The 20638-nt window shown below is 68.2% G+C and carries 17 protein-coding genes and 1 tRNA gene; 15 read left to right on the top strand and 3 right to left on the bottom strand.

Annotated elements, in window-relative coordinates:
• Positions 1-57 precede the first annotated feature (57 nt).
• Complete coding sequence (gndA, locus tag C5C17_RS12580) at positions 58-1530, bottom strand: NADP-dependent phosphogluconate dehydrogenase (RefSeq protein WP_104253696.1); 1473 nt, start codon at positions 1528-1530, stop codon at positions 58-60.
• 213 nt (positions 1531-1743) lie between these two features.
• On the opposite strand from gndA, the gene C5C17_RS12575 reads away from it, so the two are divergent.
• The 6 genes from C5C17_RS12575 to C5C17_RS12550 all read left to right on the top strand — a co-directional run bounded on the left by C5C17_RS12575 (position 1744) and on the right by C5C17_RS12550 (position 9184).
• Complete coding sequence (locus C5C17_RS12575) at positions 1744-2577, top strand: hypothetical protein (protein ID WP_104253695.1); 834 nt, start codon at positions 1744-1746, stop codon at positions 2575-2577.
• Positions 2578-2753: 176 nt separating this feature from the next.
• On the top strand, positions 2754-3353 hold the full coding sequence (locus tag C5C17_RS12570; protein WP_104253694.1) for a 50S ribosomal protein L25/general stress protein Ctc: 600 nt from the start codon (positions 2754-2756) through the stop codon (positions 3351-3353).
• A gap of 132 nt (positions 3354-3485) precedes the next feature.
• Positions 3486-4079 carry an aminoacyl-tRNA hydrolase gene (gene pth / locus C5C17_RS12565; RefSeq protein WP_104253693.1) on the top strand — a complete coding sequence of 198 codons (594 nt, stop codon included), beginning with the start codon at positions 3486-3488 and terminating at the stop codon, positions 4077-4079.
• The gene (dtd, locus tag C5C17_RS12560; RefSeq protein WP_104253692.1) at positions 4076-4513 is read left to right on the top strand and encodes a D-aminoacyl-tRNA deacylase; all 438 of its coding nucleotides are present in this window, start codon (positions 4076-4078) and stop codon (positions 4511-4513) included. Before pth ends, dtd begins: the two co-directional genes overlap by 4 nt.
• A gap of 70 nt (positions 4514-4583) precedes the next feature.
• Positions 4584-8198, top strand: coding sequence for a transcription-repair coupling factor (mfd, locus tag C5C17_RS12555; protein WP_374953915.1), 3615 nt, complete (start codon positions 4584-4586; stop codon positions 8196-8198).
• Between the two features lie 2 nt (positions 8199-8200).
• Positions 8201-9184: a MazG nucleotide pyrophosphohydrolase domain-containing protein gene (locus tag C5C17_RS12550; RefSeq protein WP_104253691.1), complete on the top strand. Its 984-nt coding sequence runs from the start codon at positions 8201-8203 to the stop codon at positions 9182-9184.
• Positions 9185-9425: 241 nt separating this feature from the next.
• Here the strand turns inward: C5C17_RS12550 and C5C17_RS12545 are convergent, their stop codons facing one another.
• Entirely contained in the window at positions 9426-10646 is a 1221-nt protein-coding gene (locus C5C17_RS12545) for a winged helix-turn-helix domain-containing protein (protein ID WP_104253690.1), read from the bottom strand.
• Between the two features lie 93 nt (positions 10647-10739).
• Here C5C17_RS12545 and hisS point away from each other — a divergent pair, with 93 nt between their 5' ends.
• The 8 genes from hisS to C5C17_RS12505 all read left to right on the top strand — a co-directional run bounded on the left by hisS (position 10740) and on the right by C5C17_RS12505 (position 18168).
• Complete coding sequence (gene hisS / locus C5C17_RS12540) at positions 10740-12056, top strand: histidine--tRNA ligase (RefSeq protein WP_104253689.1); 1317 nt, start codon at positions 10740-10742, stop codon at positions 12054-12056.
• A 102-nt stretch (positions 12057-12158) separates the two neighbouring features.
• Entirely contained in the window at positions 12159-12764 is a 606-nt protein-coding gene (locus tag C5C17_RS12535) for a hypothetical protein (RefSeq protein WP_104253688.1), read from the top strand.
• 103 nt (positions 12765-12867) lie between these two features.
• The gene (eno, locus tag C5C17_RS12530) at positions 12868-14148 is read left to right on the top strand and encodes a phosphopyruvate hydratase (RefSeq protein WP_104253687.1); all 1281 of its coding nucleotides are present in this window, start codon (positions 12868-12870) and stop codon (positions 14146-14148) included.
• Positions 14149-14268: 120 nt separating this feature from the next.
• On the top strand, positions 14269-14967 hold the full coding sequence (locus C5C17_RS12525; RefSeq protein ID WP_181028584.1) for a septum formation initiator family protein: 699 nt from the start codon (positions 14269-14271) through the stop codon (positions 14965-14967).
• 70 nt (positions 14968-15037) lie between these two features.
• The gene (locus C5C17_RS12520; protein ID WP_258066194.1) at positions 15038-15568 is read left to right on the top strand and encodes a DUF501 domain-containing protein; all 531 of its coding nucleotides are present in this window, start codon (positions 15038-15040) and stop codon (positions 15566-15568) included.
• Between the two features lie 51 nt (positions 15569-15619).
• Complete coding sequence (locus C5C17_RS12515) at positions 15620-17146, top strand: NAD(P)/FAD-dependent oxidoreductase (protein WP_104253685.1); 1527 nt, start codon at positions 15620-15622, stop codon at positions 17144-17146.
• 52 nt (positions 17147-17198) lie between these two features.
• Positions 17199-17273, top strand: a tRNA-Leu gene (locus C5C17_RS12510).
• Between the two features lie 70 nt (positions 17274-17343).
• Positions 17344-18168 carry a shikimate 5-dehydrogenase gene (locus C5C17_RS12505; protein WP_104253684.1) on the top strand — a complete coding sequence of 275 codons (825 nt, stop codon included), beginning with the start codon at positions 17344-17346 and terminating at the stop codon, positions 18166-18168.
• 56 nt (positions 18169-18224) lie between these two features.
• Here the strand turns inward: C5C17_RS12505 and C5C17_RS12500 are convergent, their stop codons facing one another.
• Positions 18225-19721: an ATP-binding cassette domain-containing protein gene (locus tag C5C17_RS12500; RefSeq protein WP_104253683.1), complete on the bottom strand. Its 1497-nt coding sequence runs from the start codon at positions 19719-19721 to the stop codon at positions 18225-18227.
• 214 nt (positions 19722-19935) lie between these two features.
• Between C5C17_RS12500 and C5C17_RS18965 the strand changes: the two genes are divergently transcribed.
• Positions 19936-20571, top strand: a complete 636-nt coding sequence (locus C5C17_RS18965) for a hypothetical protein (RefSeq protein WP_258066193.1) — start codon at positions 19936-19938, stop codon at positions 20569-20571.
• Positions 20572-20638: the final 67 nt, after the last annotated feature.

The following is a 20638-nucleotide window of genomic DNA, read 5'->3' as shown; positions in this document are numbered from 1 at the left end:
CCCCGTCCTCCCAGCTGATGCTGGGAGGACGGGGCCGTCTGCTGCTCGCCGAGCTGGCTACGCGCTGTGCTCGGTGCGGTCGCCGGACCAGTCGGTGTGGAAGACGCCGTCGCGGTCGACGCGCTTGTAGGTGTGGGCGCCGAAGAAGTCGCGCTGTCCCTGGATGAGGGCGGCGGGGAGGCGCTCGGCGCGCAGCCCGTCGTAGTACGACAGGCTGGAGGAGAACGCGGGGGCGGGGATGCCGGCCTGCGCTGCCTGCACGACGACGCGGCGCCACGCGGCCTGGGCCGTGTCGACGGCGTCGCGGAAGAAGGGCGCGGTGACGAGCGCGACGAGGTTCGGGTCCTCGGCGTACGCCTCGGTGATGCGGTTCAGGAAGCGGGCGCGGATGATGCAGCCTGCTCGCCAGATCGCGGCGATGTCGCCCTTCTTGATGTCCCAGCCGTACTGCTCGGCGCCCGCGATGATGGCGTCGAAACCCTGTGAGTAGGCGATGATCTTGGACGCGTAGAGCGCGAGGCGCACGTCCTCGACGAAGCCGTCGGCGTCCTCGACCTGGAAGCCGTCGGGGCCGGGGAGGGTGCGGGATGCGGCGCGCTGCTCGAGCTTGGAGGACACGGAGCGCGCGAACACGGCTTCGGCGATGCCGGAGACGGGCACGCCGAGGTCGAGGGCGGTCTGCACCGTCCACGCGCCGGTGCCCTTGGCGCCGGCGGCGTCGAGGATGACATCCACGAGCGGCAGCTGCGTGTCGGCGTCGACCTGGCGGAGCACCTCTGCGGTGATCTCGATGAGGTACGACTCGAGCTCGCCCTTGTTCCACTCGGCGAAGATCTCGGCGATCTCGGCGGGGGACTTGCCGGTGCCGCGGCGGATGAGGTCGTAGGCCTCGGCGATGAGCTGCATGTCGGCGTACTCGATGCCGTTGTGGATCATCTTCACGAAGTGGCCGGCGCCGTCGGTACCGACGTGGGTGACGCAGGGCTCGCCTTCAGCGACCGCGGCGATGCTGCGCAGGATGGGGCCGAGGGTCTCGTACGACTCGGCGGTGCCGCCCGGCATGAGGGAGGGGCCGTTGAGGGCGCCCTCTTCGCCGCCGGAGATGCCGCAGCCCACGAAGTGGATGCCCGTCTCGCGCACGGCTGCCTCGCGGCGGCGGGTGTCGGTGAAGAGGGCGTTGCCGCCATCCACGATGATGTCGCCCGGCTCGAACGCGTCGACGAGCTGGTTGATGACCGCGTCGGTGCCGGCGCCTGCCTGGACCATGATGATCGCGGTGCGGGGCTTCTGGAGTGACGCTGCGAAGCCGGCGATCGACTCGGACGGCACGAAGCCTGCTTCGGGGTGCTCGGCGACGAGCGTGCGGGTGCGCTCGGGGGAGCGGTTGTAGACCGCGACGGTGTTGCCCTCGCGGCTCGCGAGGTTCCTGGCGAGGTTGGAGCCCATGACGGCCATGCCGACAACGCCGATGTTCGCGCTGGGGGACGAGCCGGTTTCCGAGGAGATCGAGGGGGCAGCGTCAGTGGTCATAGATGCGTCTCTTTCAGAGTGGATGCTTGTCTCCCGTCAGGGCGATGCACGGGACACTCCACGGTATTGCACGACGGGCAGTCGTACGCTGACTTGTGGCACGAGCACGGCAACGATTTCCGAACATGACGAGACGTCGCCGAACTCGGCGCACGGCCAGGACCAGATCTGGCGGTGCGCGCGACCGCGAGCACCTAGACAGGGAGACACTCAGTGGCTGATCACGACGCCCGCACGAGAGCCTACGATTTCGGGCGCCCAGACGATGATGGCGACGCCATCACCGACGAGCAGCCGACGACGGCGATGCCGAGGACGCGTGCGACGCCGAGCGCTCCATCCGCTCGCTCGTCGTCGAGTCTCTACGCGGGCAGCGAGGAATCGACCCGCGTCATACCGCAGCAGGCACCACCGCCCGCGGCGGCACCCGTCGCTCCCACCCGCACGCCCAAGGAGGGCAGGCAGCAGCCACCCGCCGCGCAGCAGCCGGGGCAGACGGATGCGCGGGGGCAGGCGAACAAGTACGGCCGCGCCCGCGAGTCGGCCAGCCCCAGCGTCTGGGCGCGCATCGGCTCCGTCTTCCTCGCCGTACCCCTCTACGCCATCTGCGTGGTCGCCTTCAGCGCCATCCCCCTGCTCATCATCATCTCCGGCGTCTCGTCGTCAGCAGGCAGCTTCATCGGGGACGGTGGGGGAGTCTCACCCGTCTGGACGATGCTCGTCACCATGCTGGCGGCCGTCGGCTTCTTCCTCATGGCGCTCACGATGCGACTGTCCGGAACCGGGTCGGTCGTCGCGGGGGCGCTGTCCGTCCTGGCGGGGCTCGCCTCGTTCCTCTTCCACGCCCAGCTCACATCCGCCATCGCGGCCGCGCCGCTCTGGCAGGATCAGCTCGCCACGTTCGCACTGTTCGCTGGCCCTGCATCCGGAATGGCTGTCTCGCTGCTCGCCGCAGAGCTGGTGGTCTTCGGGTTCGCGATGCTGGGTGCCGGCGCCGCCGTGAGCAGCGCTCGCCGCCACGGCTGGCGCAAGGCCGTCGGCTTCTGACGGGGAGCTCAGGAGAGCTTTGCAAGAACGTGCCCACCCGCGCGCTCTATGACGTAAAGTGGGGGGCTGAACTTCGGCGAGGGGCCGTGAGGCCCGTGATCGACGCGGTGATGTGTCCTTGAATGGGCCTCCACACGCTTCCTCAGTCTGTCGAGAACCACCACCAAGGAGACAACATGGCAGAGACCAACAAGCTCAGCGTCGAACTGCGCAACCAGTTCGGCAAGGGTGCGGCACGCAAGATCCGCGCCGCAGGCAAGATCCCCGCGGTCCTCTACGGCCACGGCACCGAGCCCCGCCACCTGACCCTCCCGGGTCACGAGACGATGCTGCTCATCCGCAAGGCGAACGCGCTCATCGAGCTCGACATCGAAGGCGACAAGCAGCTTGCGCTCGTCCGCGACGTCCAGCGCGACCCGGTGCGCCAGATCATCGAGCACCTCGACCTCGCGGTCATCCGCAAGGGCGAGCGCGTCGAGGTCGACGTGCCGCTGCACCTCGTCGGCGACCCGTTCCCCGGCACGATCGCCGTGCAGGACGCGACGACGATCCTCGTCTCGGCCGACGCGACCACGATCCCGAGCTTCATCGAGGTCTCGGTCGAGGGCCTCGAGGATGGCACGCTCATCCACCGCGAAGACCTCAAGCTGCCCGAGGGCACCGAGCTCGTCGACCTCGCGGAAGACGCAGAAGAGGTTGCCCTCGTCTCGATCCAGACGCCTCGCGGCGAGGACGAGGATGAGGACGAAGAGTCCGAAGAAGCAGCCGCCGAGTAGTCTCGCGTCTGGCGTCGTCGATTCGACGCATCTTCGTCGAAAGGCGGGCGGCTCCGGCCGTCCGCCTTTCGCGTCCCAGAGATCCGACGGGTCGTCACCCAGCGCATCCCGTCACATGAAAGGCTTTGCAGCATGGCAGCAGACACCTGGCTCGTGGTCGGACTCGGCAATCCCGGCGAGAAGTACGCGAAGAACCGGCACAACGTCGGGCAGTTCGTCGTGGACGAGCTCGCGAAACGGCTCGGGGCCAGCTTCTCCAGGCACACCAAGGCCAACGCGCGTGTCGCAGAGGGGCGCACGGCCCCTGGTGGGCCGAAGCTCGTGCTCGCGAAGTCGAACGGCTACATGAACACCTCGGGCGGACCGGTCTCGCAGCTCGTCGACTACTACGGAGTCGACGTCGACCACGTGATCGTCGTGCACGACGAGCTCGATCTCCCGTTCGACACCCTCAAGCTGAAGGTCGGTGGCGGCCACGGCGGTCACAACGGCCTCCGCGACATCAGCGCGGCTCTCGGCGACCCGGGCTACCTGCGCGTGCGTGTCGGCATCGGGCGTCCTCCCGGCCGGCAGGACGCGGCCGACTTCGTCCTCAAGGACTTCGCGGGCAGCGAGCGCGAGGTCCTCCCCGTGCTCGTCGGTGACGCGGCGGACGCCGTCGAGCTGATCGCGAGCGACGGCATCCAGGCCGCTCAGCTACGCGTGCACACGGCAGCGGGCGCGTGAAGCTCGTCATCCAGCGCGTCACCGAGGCGAGCGTCACGGTCGAGGAGCGGACCGTCGGCCGCATCGACGAGCCGGGACTCCTGATCCTCGTCGGCGTCACGCACACCGATACCGACGCGGATGCGGCGAAGCTCGCCCGCAAAGTGCTCGGGCTGCGCATCCTGAACGACGAGAAGAGCGTGCTCGACACCGGCGCCCCGGTGCTGGTCGTCAGTCAGTTCACGCTCTACGGGGATGCGCGCAAGGGGCGACGGCCGTCGTGGTCGCTCGCGAGCGGGAGGGCCCACTCGGAGCCGCTTGTCGACGCCTTCGTCACGGCCCTCCGGGAGGGTGGAGCGCACGTCGAGACCGGCGAGTTCGGCGCCATGATGAAGGTCGCGAGCGTCAACGACGGTCCCTTCACCGTGCTCCTCGAGTCGGCGGACCTGGCGTAGATCGCTGGCAGCGAGGCAGCGAGCCGCCGCTGTAGGAAGTATCTTCGCCTCGGCGCGTACAATTCCCCGAGTGACTCTGCACGGCTTCGTACGCTCCATCCAGTCCACCCCTTCCTTCGAGCGCGCCATGGGGCGGGCCGGTCGTGACACCGACTTCTCGCTCGTCGACGGGGCGAGGGCCCCGCTCATCGCGAACCTCCTCGCTGCGCGCCAGGCCGAGCTCGGCGCGGCACCCATGCTCTTCGTGCTCACGGCGACGAGCCGCGAGACCGAGCAGTTCGGCACAGACCTGCAGACGTTCGTCCCGGACGCGCACATCGCCGAGTTCCCCGCCTGGGAGACGCTCCCGCACGAGCGCCTGAGCCCATCGGTCGAGACGACGGGCAAGCGACTGCGCGCGATGCGCGAGCTCACCGAGTGGAAGGCCAGCGAGCGGACGTCTCCGTTCGTGCTGCTCGCCTCCGTGCGCGCCGCCCTGCAGCCGCTCCTCCCCGGTCTCGACGCGGCCACGACCATCCGCCTCGAGCGCGGCTCCCGCGGCAACGACCTCTCGAGCCTCGCCCTGCAGCTCGTCGACCTCGCCTACTCTCGCGTCGACATGGTCACCCGCCGCGGCGAGTTCGCCGTGCGCGGCGGCATCCTGGACGTGTTCCCGCCAGACGCCTCGCACGCGCTGCGCATCGACTTCTTCGGCGACGAGGTCGACGAGATCCGAGTGTTCTCGGTCGCCGACCAGCGCTCGCTCGAGTCAGAGGTCACGGAGGCGCTCATCACGCCGGCGCGCGAGCTGCTGCTGACGGAGAGCGTTCGCCAGCGGGCTCGCGAGATGCAGCACGAGTTCCCGAACCTGCAGCAGATGCTCGCCAAGATCGCCGAGGGCATCCCGTCTGAGGGCATGGAGTCGCTCGCGCCGGCGCTCGTGAGCGAGCTGGTGCCCATCACCAGCTACCTACCGGAGGACGCCGCCATGGCGGTGCTCTCGCCCGAGCGAGTCGCAACGCGCGCCGTGCACCTCTCCGAGACCAACCATGAGTTCCTCGAGGCCGCCTGGAGCGCGGCGACGGCCGGCGCCGACGCGCCCATCGATCTCAGCTCCGGCGACTTCCTCACCGTCTCGGGGCTGCGGGATGCGCGCGGCGGCCGGCCGTGGTGGTCGCTGTCGCCGTTCCAGTCGCTGGAGATCCCGGAGGAGCAGCTCGACGCCAGCGAGATCCTCGCCGTCAAGATCGAGGGCGACGCGGTGCCGAGCTTCGCCGGGAACGCCGACGGCGCCATCGAGCACGTGTCGGCTCTCCTCAAGGACGGCTGGCGGGTCGTCGTCACGAGCCAGGGGCCCGGTCTCGTCGAACGCGCGAGCCAGCTGCTCTCCGAGCACGGCGACGGGGCGAGGCTCGTCGACGAGCTGCCGGACGAGCTCGAGACCGGCGTCGCCTACCTGACCCAGTCGCCGGTCTCCACCGGCGTGCAGGTCCCCGGGCAGAAACTCGCGCTGGTCACCGAGACCGACTTCTTCGGTCGCTCCGTCGGCTACGACTCCAGGCAGCCGAAAAAGCTCGCCAGGCGCCGCACGAACTCGGTCGTCGACCCGCTGCAGCTCAAGGCGGGCGACTTCGTCGTGCACGAGACGCACGGCATCGGCAAGTTCATCGAACTGCGTCAGCGCGAGGTGCAGGCAGGTGGCCGGAACGCCCCGAAGACCGTGCGCGAATACCTCCTCATCGAGTACGCGCCCTCAAAGCGGGGGCAGCCCGGAGACAAGCTCTACATCCCCACCGAGCAGCTTGACCAGCTCACGAAGTACGTCGGCGGCGAGGCACCAGCCCTGTCGAAGATGGGCGGCTCCGACTGGTCCGCCGCGAAGGGCAAGGCGCGCAAGGCGGTCCGCGACATCGCCGTGGAGCTCGTGAAGCTCTACAGCACGCGCATGGCGTCGAAGGGCCACGCCTTCGGTCCGGACACGCCATGGCAGCACGAGCTCGAGGAGGCGTTCCCGTTCGTGGAGACGCCCGACCAGCTGCAGACCGTCGACGAGATCAAGCGCGACATGGAGCGGCCCATCCCCATGGACCGCCTCGTCTCGGGAGACGTCGGCTTCGGCAAGACCGAGGTCGCCGTGCGCGCGGCGTTCAAGGCGGTGCAGGACGGCAAGCAGGTGGTCATCCTCGTGCCGACGACGCTGCTCGTGCGCCAGCACCACGAGACGTTCTCGGAGCGCATGGCCGGCTTCCCCGTCACCATCAAGCCGCTGAGCCGCTTCCAGTCGAAGAAGGAGTCCGAGGAGACCATCCGCGGGCTGGCCGACGGCTCCGTCGACATCGTCATCGGCACGCATCGCCTCCTCACCGACTCGATCGCGTACAAGGACGTCGGGCTCATCGTCATCGACGAGGAGCAGCGCTTCGGCGTCGAGCACAAGGACGCCCTCAAGAAGCTCAAGGCCAACGTCGACATCCTCGCGATGAGCGCGACGCCCATCCCGAGAACCCTCGAGATGGCCGTCACCGGCATCCGCGAGATGTCGACCCTCGCGACGCCGCCGGAAGACCGGCACCCGATCCTCACGTTCGTCGGCGCCAAGTCCGACCGCCAGGTAGCAGCCGCGATCCGCCGCGAGCTGCTGCGTGAGGGCCAGGTCTTCTACGTGCACAACCGCACCGCATCCATCAACCGCGTCGCGGCCGAGATCGCCGAGCTCGTGCCGGAGGCGCGTGTCGCGGTCGCCCACGGCAAGCTCAGCGAGGCACGCCTCGAGCAGATCATCGTCGACTTCTGGGAGCGCAAGTTCGACGTGCTCGTGTCGACGACGATCGTCGAGACGGGCCTCGACATCGCCAACGCGAACACGCTCATCATCGACGACGCGGAGCGGTACGGCCTCAGCCAGCTGCACCAGCTGCGCGGGCGCGTCGGCCGCGGCCGCGAGCGCGCCTACGCGTACCTGCTGTACGACGGAACGCGTCCGCTCACGGAGACCGCCACCGACCGCCTCGAGACGATCGCCGCGAACAACGAGCTCGGCTCCGGCATGCAGGTGGCGCTCAAGGACCTCGAGATCCGTGGCGCCGGAAACCTGCTCGGCGGCGAGCAGTCCGGACACATCGCAGGCGTCGGCTTCGACCTCTACCTGCGCATGATCGGCGAAGCCGTCAACACGTTCCGCGGCGAGGTCGCGGAAGGCCAGACCGAGCTGCGCCTCGAGATCCCCGTGGATGCCCGCGTGCCAGAGGACTACGTCGCGAGCGAGCGACTGCGCCTCGAGGCGTACCAGAAGCTGTCGAGCGCCTCGAGCCCGAACGCGAAGCCCGGCCAGATCGGGCTCGTCCTCGAGGAGCTCCAGGACCGCTACGGCGAACCGCCCATCGAGGTCCAGCGCCTCATCGAGGTCTCGAAGCTGCGTCGCCTCGCCGTGAAGGCCGGTCTCGGCGAGCTCGTCGTGTTCGGCAAGACGCTGCGCATCGGACCTGCCGAGCTGAGCGACTCGAAGCAGATGCGCCTGCGCCGCATGTACCCCGGGTCGAAGGTCGTCGACGCGACGCACTCGCTCGCCATCCCCGTGCTCGAAGGTCGGGACGGCAACCAGCCCAGCGACGAGGAGATGCTGATCTGGGTGCGCGGCATCCTCAAGGCGATCTTCGAGGTCGAGGATGAAGTCGCCGAGGTGCCGAGCGACACGGAGGCGAAGTAGCCGTGGCCGACGCGGGCGAGCGCTCGGGGCGCCGCGAGCATCCGGAGCTGCTCCGCCTGCTCGAAGTCGTCGAGGCCTTTCGCGGTGAGGGCGGATGCGCCTGGTATGAGGCGCAGACGCACGCGACGCTCGTGAAGTACCTCACGGAGGAGACCGCGGAGCTCGTCGAGGCGCTCGAGGACGACGACCCGACCGACATCCGCGAGGAGCTCGGCGACGTGCTCTTCCAGGTGCTCTTCCACTCCGACATCGCCTCCACGCGGGGGAGCGGCGCGTTCACGCTCGAGGACGTCGCCCGAGAGCAGGCGGACAAGCTCGTGCGCCGCAACCCGCACGTCTTCGGGCCGACGCCCACGCGCGACATCGACGAGATCATCCGCCTGTGGCAGGAGGCGAAAGCCGTCGAGAAGCGCGACCGTACGAGCGTCCTCGATGGCGTGCCGCGCGACATGTCGGCGCTTGCGCTCGCCCAGAAGCTCCTCGGCAAGGAGCGTCAGGTCGCCGCGGCGGTGTCGCCGGCCGTCGCCGCTGACACCGCGTCCGTCTCCACCACTCTCGATTCGGGATGGGGAAATCACTTCGGGATGGGAAACAAACCATCCGGAAGCGAGAAAGCCATCCCGAAACCTGGGGTGGAGGAGGCCGCCATCGATTCGGGGGTGACCTCGACCGCGCGCGACTCCGCCGACCTTGCGACCTCGACTCTCGATTCGGGATGGGGAAATCACCTCGGGATGGGAAACAAACCATCCGGAAGCGAGAAAGCCATCCCGAAACCTGGGGTGGAGTTCGGTGCGGCCGGAGCCGACTCGGTCAACGCGGTCAACGCGGTCGACTCGGTCAGCGAGGAACTGGAACTTGGGCGGACGCTGCTGGCGCTCGTGCGAGACGCGGATGCGCGGGGCCTCGACGCCGAACGCGCGATGCGGCTCGCGAACCGCGAGCTCGAGCAACGCATTCGCGCGGCCGAAACCCGACGCGGCTGATTCCCGTCACCGACGCCGCCTCACGAGGCCCCGTCCGGCCAGCCCTCCTCCCGGTGCTGCGGCCGCGCATCGCTGCCAGGCAACTGGCCGTTTCTGCCGGCCTCCCGCGAACTGCTGCCAGTCAAGTGGCCGCTTCGGCGCGGCCTAACGGGCTCATCGGCTGGCAGCGTTGGCTCGCGGCGCAGTTGGGCCAACGCAACGTCAGCGCGTCGTCGTCAGCGCGCCACGTCAGCGAGTCAGATCAGGTCGCGAGCGCGCTCGCCAGGTCGCGGGCGAGGGTGCCGCGGTCGGCCACGACGATGTCGTCGAGGTTCTGCCACGCCGCCGCCTCGCGCAGCAGCAGTGCCGTGCGTTCGGCGATGTCTGCGGGCGCATCCGCTTCGCTCCACGCCGATTGCACGCGCAGGACGCGCGACTGTCGGTCGTTCTTCAGGTCGACGCGGCCGACGACGGCGTCACCGAGGAGGATGGGCAATGAGTAGTAGCCGAACACGCGCTTGTGGGCGGGGGTGTAGATCTCGATGCGGTAGTGGAAGTCGTGCATCCGCTCCGCTCTCGGCCGGTACCAGACGACGGGGTCGAACGGTGAGAGGAGCGCGGCCGCGTCCATCGCGCGTGGGCGGCGGGCGTCCCGGTGCAGCCACGCGACGCCGGGCTGGCCGTCCTTGCCCCACTCGGCGACTCGCACGGGGAGGACCTCGCCAGAGTCGGAGAGCTCTTCGAGCGCGGTCTTCGTGAGCGCCATCGGCACGCGGAAGTAGTCGGCCAGGTCAGCCGTGGTGCCGATGCCGTGGGCGGCGGCGGCCATGGCGGTCAACTCGCGGACGGCGTCGCGCGCGCTCACCTCGGCGTCGAGCACCTCGGAAGGAAGCACCTGAGCGGGCAGGGCGTAACGACGCTCGAAGCCCTTGCGCGGGGCGGATGCGAGTTCGCCCCACCGGAAGAGGTACTCGAGCACGATCTTGACGTCGGACCACTCCCACCACGATCCGCGCCGCTTGTTCGCCTCGTGCTCGAACTCGCTGGCCGCGAGCGGTCCGCGCTCGAGGAGCTCGGCGCGCAGCCAGGCGATCGTCGCCGCGTGGCCCTCGAGGAACGCCGCGTTCTTGCGGCGGTCTCGTTCCGCTTTGTCGCGCATCCGCCACGCGAACAGCGGGAGTGACGAGACGGGAAGCAGCGCAGCTTCGTGGGCCCAGTATTCGGTGAGCCGCGGGGTGCGGCCCGACGCGAGCCGGTCGAGTACGGCTTTGTCGTAGCGGCCGAGGCGCGAGAAGACGGGCATGTAGTGGCTCCGCTCCCACACGTTGACGGAGTCGATCTGCAGCAGGTGGATGCGCGAGAGCAGCGAGCCGAGCTGCCTGGTGCCGACTTCGGTCGCGGCACTGCGGGTACCGAAGCCCTGGGCTGCGAGTGCGATGCGCCGGGCCTGGCCTGCACTGATGAGGGGGAGCTGGGCGGTCATGCCTCGTCGCGCCGTTCGAGCGTGATCTCGACGCGGCCGGTCACAGCGCGCCCCCGAATCCGTCGCGTGCGATCATCCTGCGAGAATAGTGCAATGGCTTCTCAGATCACTCCGCCTCGTGGCATGCGCGATTTCCTCCCGGCAGACAAGCGCAGGCGCGAGCGCATCCTCGGCACGATCCGCGAGGTGTACACGAGGCACGGCTTCGATGAGATCGAGACGCCCGTCGTGGAGGACACCGCCCGGTTGCACTCGGGGCTCGGTGGTGACAACGAGAAGCTCTCGTTCGCCGTCATGAAGCGGGCCCTCGACGCGGACGCGCTTGCGGCGGCCGCGGCGGCGGGGGACCCGCTCGCGCTCAGCGACCTCGGCCTGCGCTTCGACCTGACGGTGCCGCTCGCCCGATTCGTGGCGACGCACCGTGGAACGCTGCCCGGCGTCTTCCGCAGCCTGCAGATGGCGCCCGTCTGGCGCGCCGAGCGCCCGCAGAAGGGCCGATACCGGCAGTTCGTGCAGTGCGACATCGACATCGTCGGCGAGCCGGGGGCGCTCGCGGAGGTCGAGCTGCTCGTGGCCTCGTCGGCTGCGCTGGTGGCGCTCGGCCTGGACGACTGCACCATGCGAGTCAACGACCGACGCCTGCTGACCGCGCTGCTCGTGCACTGCGGGTTCGCGGATGCCGAGCACAGCGCCGCGCTCATCACCATCGACAAGCTCGACAAGATCGGACCGGAGGGGGTCGCCGCGGAGCTCGCGACGATCAACGCGACGGCGGCCCTGCAGCTCGCGGCGGCGCTCGCCACCTGGGCTCCGCTGCTCGAGTCGGGCATCCGCTTCGACCGCGAGACAATTCTCACGAGCCTGCCCGGCGCGCTCCGCGAGGACCCGGCCGTCGTGGAGGTCGTCGAGAGCATGGTCGAGATCGCGGATGCTGCTGCCGCTGCTGGCGCGTCGACGAGGCTCGTGTTCGACCCGAGCCTCGTGCGCGGGATGGGCTACTACACGGGCACGATCTTCGAGGCCGCCCACCCGGAGTCCGGTTCGTCGGTCGGTGGCGGTGGTCGGTACGACGGCATGATCGGCCGCTTCCTCGGCCAGGATGTTCCGGCTTGCGGCTTCTCGATCGGCTTCGAGCGCATCGTCGATCTGGCGCAGCTGCCGGAGACGGGGGAGGAACGGGCCATCGCTCTGCTCTTCGACAAGCGCGCATCCGTCGCCGACATCGCGAAGGTCAAGGGTGCGGTCGTGCGCTCGGGGGCCTCGCGAGTGCGGGTCGCGAAGAAGCCCAAGAACGTCCGCGGCCTCCTCGCCTCACTGGCCGAGCAGGGGTTCACGCACGTCGCCCACGTGCGGGATGAGCACGTCGAGGCGCCGGAGACGCTCAGCTTCGAAGCGCTCCAGGACTCGTAGTCTGGCACCTCCGAACGAGGGGGAGCTTTGGAATCGAGCGCCCGACGGGTGAAACCAGTCAGCAGAGTCCGAGGGCGTTGGCTCGCGTCCGCCGGCCTCGCGGTGGCAGCCGCAACGTCACTGAGCGGGTGCTCGCTGCTCGGCGAGTGGGACGACCCCTTCACCTACCAAGAGGTCGTCATCCCTGGATCCGTTGCCGAGCCCGGCAGCCGATTCGACTACCAGGAGACCGCGCTGCTCCCGCTCGAGGACGGTCGCGAGGTCGCCGTCACCTTCTCGGTGCTGTCGATCGGTGGTCCGGAGAACGCGGGCCTCGCGGAGATCGGCGACGAGTGGACGCACCCGGAATCGGTGAACGTCGAAGTCGGAATGCAGGGTGACGCGCACGATGGGACGTCGGCGCTCCCACCGGATCTGGTCGGCATCCTCGACGACGGTTCCGTGGCGTCGCGCGCCACCGTCGACGAAGCGCCCGAGGCGATCGTCTGCGAAGAAGCCCTGGGTGTCCCGAAGCAGGACGAAGCCGACTCGCAGCAGCTTCGCTGCGCTCTCTATCTCGTACCCTCCGGCAGGGCGCTCGTCGAATTGCAGTGGGGCCCTCCGGGCGCAGCTGCCGGATACGCGGAGGACCCGGTCGTGTGGCGAGTCCCGAGCATGGCAGAGCTGATGGCGGGGGAGACTGCCGGGTTGCCGTCACCCACCTCGTGAGCTCGTCGAGCCCCTCCTTCCTCCCGTTCCACCGACCCCGATACACTGACGAAGGACCGCGTCTCTGGCGGTCCGTACGCTACTGATTCGCAAGGAGCATCCTGTGGCCCTTATTGACGTCGTCCACGCCCGCGAGATCCTCGATTCCCGAGGCAACCCAACCGTCGAGGTCGAGGTTCTGCTCGATGACGGATCCACCGGCCGCGCGGCCGTGCCGTCCGGTGCATCCACCGGTGCCTTCGAAGCCTTCGAGCTGCGCGACGGCGACGCCGACCGCTACCTCGGCAAGGGCGTCCAGAAAGCCGTCGAGGCGGTCATCGACGAGATCGACCCCGCCATCGAGTTCTTCGACGCCAGCGACCAGCGTCTCGTCGACGAGGAGCTCAAGGAGCTCGACGGCACCCCGAACAAGAAGCGTCTCGGCGCGAACGCCATCCTCGGCGTGAGCCTCGCAGTGGCCAAGGCCGCAGCCGACTCGGCTGGCCTCCCGCTCTTCCGCTACGTCGGCGGCCCGAACGCCCACGTGCTGCCCGTGCCGATGATGAACATCATCAACGGCGGCGCGCACGCTGACAACGGCATCGACGTGCAGGAGTTCATGATCCTCCCCATCGGTGCAGAGACCTTCAGCGAGGCGCTTCGCTGGGGCACCGAGGTGTACCACCAGCTCAAGAAGACGCTGCACTCGAAGGGCTACGCGACGGGCCTTGGCGACGAGGGTGGCTTCGCTCCCGACCTGCCCAACACGCGTGCCGCTCTCGACCTCATCGTCGAGGCCATCGGCGCGACGAAGTACGAGCTGGGCACCGACATCGTGCTCGGCATGGACGTCGCCTCGAGCGAGTTCTTCAAGGACGGCAAGTACCACTTCGAGGGTGCTGAGGTCTCGGCCGAGGAGATGACGTCCTTCTACGAGAAGCTCGTCGCCGACTACCCGATCGTGACGATCGAGGACCCGCTGGACGAGGACGACTGGTCGGGCTACCAGGCCCTCACCGCCGCCATCGGCGACAAGGTGCAGATCGTCGGCGACGACCTGTTCGTCACCAACCCGGAGCGCCTCCAGCGCGGCATCACCGAGGGCGCAGCCAACTCGCTCCTCGTGAAGGTCAACCAGATCGGCACGCTCACGGAGACGCTCGACGCTGTCTCGCTCGCGCAGCGCGCCGGCTACACGGCGATCCTCTCGCACCGTTCGGGCGAGACCGAGGACGCGACGATCGCGCACCTCGCGGTCGCGACGAACTCGGGCCAGATCAAGACGGGTGCGCCTGCTCGCACCGACCGCGTCGCGAAGTACAACGAGCTCCTCCGCATCGAGGAAGAGCTCGGCGACGCCGCCGTCTACGCGGGACGCAGCGCCTTCCCCCGCCACAAGGCGTAGAGGCCTCGCCGCAAGGCGTGGGTACTGCGCCGCGCTGATCAGCGCGACACACGAACGGGTCGGGGCAAGTCCCCGGCCCGTTCGGCATGATGGAGGATCGACACGGAGAGGGGGATGAGCATGCCCAACTCAACAGGCAAGTCCGGCGCAGGCAGGAAGACGGGCGCAGCTGGGAAGCCGACCACGAGCGCGGCTTCGCGAGCTGGCTCGAAGTCCACTCCGAAGACGACGTCGAAAGTGCGGCCAGCTGCCGCCACGCCGCTCACATCGAGTGCGTCGTCCCAGTCGAACGCGAAGCCCAAGTCGAACGCCAAGCCCAAGTCGAACGCGAAGCCGAAGTCCAAGCCTCGCGCGAAGACGGCGTCCACCTCGCCCCGCACATCCCGGCAGGGCGCTTCCGGCTCGCGCAGCCGCATCCCGACTGTGCGCCCGAACGGCGCGACCGTGCTCGTCGCCCTCGTGGTGATCCTCGGCATCGCCGTGCTGGCGCCCACGGCCCAGCGCTACATCGCGCAGCGGCAGTACGTGGCGCAGCTGCAGGCCGAGCTCACCCAGACGCAGCAGAGCGTGGACGAGATCGCCACGGAACGCGACAGGTGGAGCGATCCCGCGTACATCCAGTCGCAGGCCCGCGGCCGGCTCCTCTTCGTCATGCCGGGGGACACGAGCTACCTCGTGCTCGACCCACCGGCGACCACCAAGCAGCAGCAGAGCAACATCAGCACCGACCTCCACGAGACGCAGTCGAGCTGGCTCGACAGTTTCGCCGAGTCGCTGGTGACCGCGGGCACGGCCCCGGCGCCCACGCCGACCGACTAGCAGCAGACGCACCACCACGATCAGTGGATGCGCGCGAACGCGCATCCGCCCGCACAGCCGAAAGCGACCAATGCTCGAGTACTCAGAAGCCACCGAACGCGACCTCGACGTCATGCGCGAGCAGCTCGGCCGCCCCATGCGGGGGGTCGTCGGCATCGGCGCGCGCTGCGTGTGCGGCAACCCGACCGTCGTCGTCACCCGCCCGCGCCTTCCCGACGGCACGCCGTTCCCCACGCTCTACTACCTCTCCCACCCGGCCGCGACCATCGCCATGTCGCAGATCGAGGCGGACCAGATCATGCCCGAGATGCAGCAGCGCCTCAGCGACCACGACGAGTTCCGGGACGCCTACCTCGCGGCGCACGAGCGCTACCTGGCGGAGCGCGAATCCCTCGAGGTCGTTGAGGAGATCGCGGGCGTCACCGCGGGGGGCATGCCGACACGCGTCAAGTGCCTGCACGCGCTCGCCGCCCATTCCCTCGTCGCGGGGCCCGGTGTGAACCCGGTCGGCGACTGGGCCCTCGAGCTGTCCACGTGGTCACCGCAGCGCTGCGTGTGCGCCAACCCCGGTGATGCACTCACCGGTGACGCGCAGGAGTAGACTTGACAAGGTTTTCCTCGCCCAACCATCGCATGCAGGGAGTACAAGTACGTGACTAAGATTCTCATCGTTGGCGGAGGTTACGCCGGCTTCTACACGGCATGGCAGCTCGAGAAGCAGCTGAACCCGGGCGAAGCCCAGGTCACGGTTGTCGACCCACTGCCGTACATGACGTACCAGCCGTTCCTTCCCGAGGTCATCAGCGGAAACATCGAGCCGCGTCACGCGGTCGTCTCGCTGCGACGTCACCTCAAGCGCTCGCGTGTCATCACGGCTGAGGTCACGAACATCGACCACGCCACGAAGACGGCGACCATCACGCCTGAGATCGGCGAGCCCTACACGGTCAACTACGACATCATCGTGGTCACCGCGGGCGCTGTATCGCGCACGTTCCCGATCCCGGGCATCGCCGACAACGCCATCGGCGTGAAGACGGTCGAAGAGGCCACGTGGATCCGCGACACGATGATCGACAACTTCAACAAGGCGTCGACGATGGCCCCCGGCCCGGAGCGCACGCGCCTCCTGACCTTCGTGGTCGTCGGCGGTGGCTTCGCCGGCATCGAGTCGTTCGCGGAGATGCGTTCGCTCGCGACCGCGCTGCTCGAGGACTACCCGTCGCTGCAGTTCGACGACGTGCACTTCCACCTCATCGAAGCCGCCGGGCGCATCATGCCCGAGGTCTCCGAGGACACGGCTCTCTGGGTCATCAAGAACCTCGCCGAGCGCGGCGCGACCGTGCACCTCAACACGCAGGTCACCTCTGCGCTTGACGGTGTCGTCGAGACGTCGGCTGGCGACAAGTTCCCCACGGACGTCATCGTCTGGACGGCTGGCGTCATGGCCGCTCCGATCATCAAGAGCAACAGCGACCTCCCCGTCGACGAGCGCGGACGCCTCCGCGCGCGCGCCGACCTCCGGGTCGAGGGCGACAACGGCATCGTGCAGGACGCCTGGGCAGCCGGCGACGTGTCCGCCGTTCCCGACCTCTCCGGTGGCGGAGTCGGCGGCTTCTGCGTGCCGAACGCGCAGCACGCCGTTCGCCAGGGCAAGCTCATGGCCTCGAACCTCGTCGCGACGCTTCGCGGCGGAACGCCGAAGGACTACTACCACGAGAACATGGGCGCGGTTGCCGGCCTTGGTATCGGCGTCGGCGCCTTCCAGTCGGGCACCTTCGCCCTGACCGGCGTGCTCGCCTGGCTCGCGCACCGCGGCTACCACGACCTCGCGATCCCGACCGTCGAGCGCAAGATCCGCGTGCTCACGGGCTGGATCAACAACTTCGTGCTCGGCCGCGACTTCGTGTCGCTCAGTGCCCGCGAGACGCCTCGCGCCGGCTTCGAGCGGTTCGCTTCGCGTCCCCGCCCGGCCGTCGCAGAGACGAAGAAGGACGCGCCTGAGAAGCTCCCCGCGTCGAGCGAGCACGGCGGCGGCAAGCCCGCAGCGCCGTCGGACAAGCCCGCCGCCGACACGAGCGGCAAGAGCACCGCCGAGAAGGTCACGGCTGAGGCAGGTGCGGCAGCTCCCAAGTCCGCCGCCCGCTCGGCGAAGGCTCCCGCTGGCGACAGCAAGTAGCAACGCTTGTCGGGGCCGCCTCATCTCCGGATGGGGCGGCCCCGACGTGTACGCCCCACTAGCCCAATTGGCAGAGGCAGAAGACTTAAAATCTTTCCAGGTCAGGGTTCGAGTCCCTGGTGGGGCACTTCGCTCGTTCACCGCGTGCTTCGAGGTCCGCGTGGCAAGGCGGGCTTGTTGCGCGCCATACTGGCGTCATGCCGATTCTGAACAAGGACATGACCCTCTGCATCTCGCTCGCCGCCCGGCCGTCAAATCTTGGGACGCGCTTCCACAATTTCCTCTATGACGAGCTCGGCCTGAACTTCATCTACAAGGCGTTCACCACGGAGGACATCGAGGGCGCCGTTCGCGGAGTTCGTGCACTCGGTATCCGCGGCTGCTCGGTGTCCATGCCGTTCAAGGAAGCCGTCATCCCGCTCGTCGATGAGCTCGACCCCTCGGCGCTGGCTATCGAGTCGGTCAACACGATCGTCAACGAGGGCGGAAAGCTGATCGCATCCAACACCGATTACGAGGCCATCGCCGAGCTCATCGAGGAGCACAAGATCAGGCCCTCACTCCCGGTCGTGGTGCGTGGGGCAGGCGGAATGGCCAAGGCGGTCGTGGCCGCGTTCCGAGATGCCGGCTTCGCGGACGTCACGGTCGTCGCGCGCAATCAGGCTGCGGGTTCGGCGCTCGCTGGGAAGTACGGGTACCGCTGGCAGGCAACAGATCCGGCGCCTGGCGCGTTTGCGCTTGTCAACGTGACCCCGCTCGGAATGACCGGGGCGGATGAGGACTCGCTGTCGTTCAGCGAGGAGCAGGTGGCCGCCGCCGAGCTCGTGTTCGACGTCGTCGCGTTCCCCGCCGAGACCCCGCTCATCCGTCTCGCACGTGCTCGTGGAGTCCCCGTGATCACGGGCGCGGCCGTGGCTGCGCTGCAGGCGGCGCGTCAGTTCGAGAAGTACACGGGCACGAGGATTACGCCGGATCAGGTGAACCGGGCAGCTGCATTCTCTCGAGAGGGCTCGCCGAGCTGAGTCTCAAGGCTGCTGCTCGGTGTTCGCCGGGCAGCAGCCTGCAGAACTCTGATCGTCTACGGGGTGATGGCGGCGCGGCGTCCCAGGCGTTCGGGACGCTGCGCGCCGAGCATGGCGTGCACGATCATGTCCTCATCGAGCAGATCGGACCGTCCTTCAAGAGCAGTGCGGCCGTTGGCGATCACAACAACTCGGTGGCTCCACTGCAGGAGCTCGGTCATGTCGGTGCCGAGGAACACCACCGAGGTGCCGGTTTCGGCGAGGCTGTGGAGGAACGCGAACACGGAACGTCGTGCGCCCACGTCGACGCCCTGCGTCGGGTGTGCAAGTACGAGGACGTTGCCGCCCCGCTCCACGGCGCGAATGAATTCGGCCTTCTGCTGGTCACCGCCGGACAGCTCGTCGAGCGCTGCGTTGATGTTGGTGGTGTTGATGCGCAGTCGGTGCACGAGATCGATCATCTTGCGTGCCCGTGAGATCTCAGCGCTGAGCGAGCTGTCGCTCTTGTCCACGCCCTGGATGAGGCTCCGATCTGCGTCGAATGACGGGACTGCGTCGGGCAGGAAGCTCACGCCGTGCGACTCAGCCGCGCCCTCTTCTGCGAGGTCGATGGGTTCTCCGAAGAGCTCGACGTGGCCTTCACGCGGGCGCTGCGCACCACCGAGGATCTCGATGAGCTGACGAACACCCGAGTCGTGCGTTCCGGTGATGCCGACTACCTCGCCGGGCCGGACGTGCAGGTCGACACCGTGCAGGTGGTCGCCGTCTCCGACGCCGAACGCTGCGAGTGCGGCGCGATGCGCGTCGTCCGCGGCGATAGCGAGCGTCGCGTCAGCTTCCGGGAGTTCTCCGATGAGCATGATCGTGAGCTCTTCCGAGCTGAGGCCCGAGATGGGCGTGTCGATGGCAATCTTGCCCTCGCGGAGGACGAGCACGCGGTCGACGATCGACTGAACCTCGTCCATGCGGTGTGTGATGTAGAGAATGCCGCGTCCCTGCGCTGCCAGTTGGCGCAGAACGCGGTGGAGGAGTGCGATCTCGTGATCCGCCAGAGTGACGGCCACTTCGTCGATGACGACGAGTTGCGCCTCCTCCGCGAGCATGCGCACGACCTCGACGAGCGCGCGGCGCCCGCGGTCGAGCTCGTTGACCATGGCCTCGAGATCGAGCTCTGCGCCGGTGAGCTCCAGAAGCTCTTGGGCACGCTCGAGCACGGCTTCGTGCGCCTCTCCCGCACGGTAGGTGTTTCGGAACAGGGCCTGCGCGACGGTCAGCCCGTTCGGGGGCTCGGCGTTCTGCGCGATCACACCGACTCCGCAGGCCTGCGCTTCTTCGAGTGAGGTTGGTGCGTACGGTTCGTCATCAAGAATCATGATTCCGGATTCCAGTTGGTGGCGCCCGACGAGGGTGCTGACGAGGGTGCTCTTTCCGGCTCCGTTGATGCCGATGAGGCCAACGATCTGGCCTCTGAACAAGGTGAGGTCTACCTCTCGCAGCACCTGCCGGTTGCCGTACGAAGCTGTTGCGCCGGTGATCTGCACAAGAGTGTCCATCGTTCCCCCTCGATAGCTCTGCGACGCGTGATTCTGGGATCGACGACGCGTCGTTTGTCCGCCCCCTCGCGACGAACCGCGAACTCGGACGAGCTAAATCTATACGACTCGCGCCGAGATCCGCGTCCTGATAGGCATCCGCTGTGAGTTATGGTCGAGTCGGCTGCCGTCGGCAGCCGACACCGACACGATCTTCGACGCGGCTGAGGTTGACGTGCAGACACCCGATTCACTGCCCAGGTGGCGGCGTCTCTTCGGGCTGGCTGGTGCGGAGGCTCGAGCGTCCGATGCGGTGCTGCAAGTTTCCGGCCTTGAATTTGGGGCCGTTCGCGGCAGCGACGTATCGGTTGGCGATCTGGTCGGCAAGGGGGAGTCGGGCGACGAATCGATTTCAGAATGGACGATAACTCAGGACGATCTTCTGGGGTACGTTCCGGTGGTCGATTCGCTGCCTACTCGACACGCAAAGGGGAAACATCAAATGAGTTCACTGGATGAAGCCATCAAGCAACTGCTGAGCATCGAGGGCGCGACTGGCGCCGCGATCGTCGACTACGCGAGCGGCATGGCGCTCGCTCAGGGCGGCAATCCGTCCTTCGACCTCGGGATCGCGGCTGCCGGCAACTCGAACGTCGTGCGGGCGAAGCTCAGCACGATGTCCGAGCTCGGCGTCACGGACGAGATCGACGACATCCTGATCACGCTCAGCTCCCAGTACCACCTGATCAATGTCCTCAACACTCCGGGCTCGAACGGCCTCTTCATCTACCTCGTGCTCAGTCGTACGAGCGCGAACCTGGCCCTGGCTCGGCACAAGCTGAAGACGGTCGCATCGCAGATCGCAGTCTGACGCGCGGCAGTCGTCACCGAGGGGGTGGTCGAAAGACCACCCTCTTCTCGGTCAGTAGCATTGTTGC

The organism is Pseudoclavibacter sp. RFBA6, from assembly GCF_002931575.1.
GTDB classification, from domain to species: Bacteria; Actinomycetota; Actinomycetes; order Actinomycetales; family Microbacteriaceae; genus Pseudoclavibacter; species Pseudoclavibacter terrae.
The sequence above is the reverse complement of the archived record's forward strand: the minus strand, read 5'-3'. Positions and strand labels throughout refer to the sequence as shown.

What these genes read in the sequence shown, in the direction of transcription:
- gndA (WP_104253696.1), bottom strand. Translation starts at nt 1,530, where the DNA reads ATGACCACTGACGCTGCCCCCTCGATCTCCTCGGAAACCGGCTCGTCC.
- C5C17_RS12570 (WP_104253694.1), top strand. Translation starts at nt 2,754, where the DNA reads ATGGCAGAGACCAACAAGCTCAGCGTCGAACTGCGCAACCAGTTCGGC.
- pth (WP_104253693.1), top strand. Translation starts at nt 3,486, where the DNA reads ATGGCAGCAGACACCTGGCTCGTGGTCGGACTCGGCAATCCCGGCGAG.
- C5C17_RS12545 (WP_104253690.1), bottom strand. Translation starts at nt 10,646, where the DNA reads ATGACCGCCCAGCTCCCCCTCATCAGTGCAGGCCAGGCCCGGCGCATC.
- hisS (WP_104253689.1), top strand. Translation starts at nt 10,740, where the DNA reads ATGGCTTCTCAGATCACTCCGCCTCGTGGCATGCGCGATTTCCTCCCG.
- C5C17_RS12525 (WP_181028584.1), top strand. Translation starts at nt 14,269, where the DNA reads ATGCCCAACTCAACAGGCAAGTCCGGCGCAGGCAGGAAGACGGGCGCA.
- C5C17_RS12520 (WP_258066194.1), top strand. Translation starts at nt 15,038, where the DNA reads ATGCTCGAGTACTCAGAAGCCACCGAACGCGACCTCGACGTCATGCGC.
- C5C17_RS12505 (WP_104253684.1), top strand. Translation starts at nt 17,344, where the DNA reads ATGCCGATTCTGAACAAGGACATGACCCTCTGCATCTCGCTCGCCGCC.
- C5C17_RS12500 (WP_104253683.1), bottom strand. Translation starts at nt 19,721, where the DNA reads ATGGACACTCTTGTGCAGATCACCGGCGCAACAGCTTCGTACGGCAAC.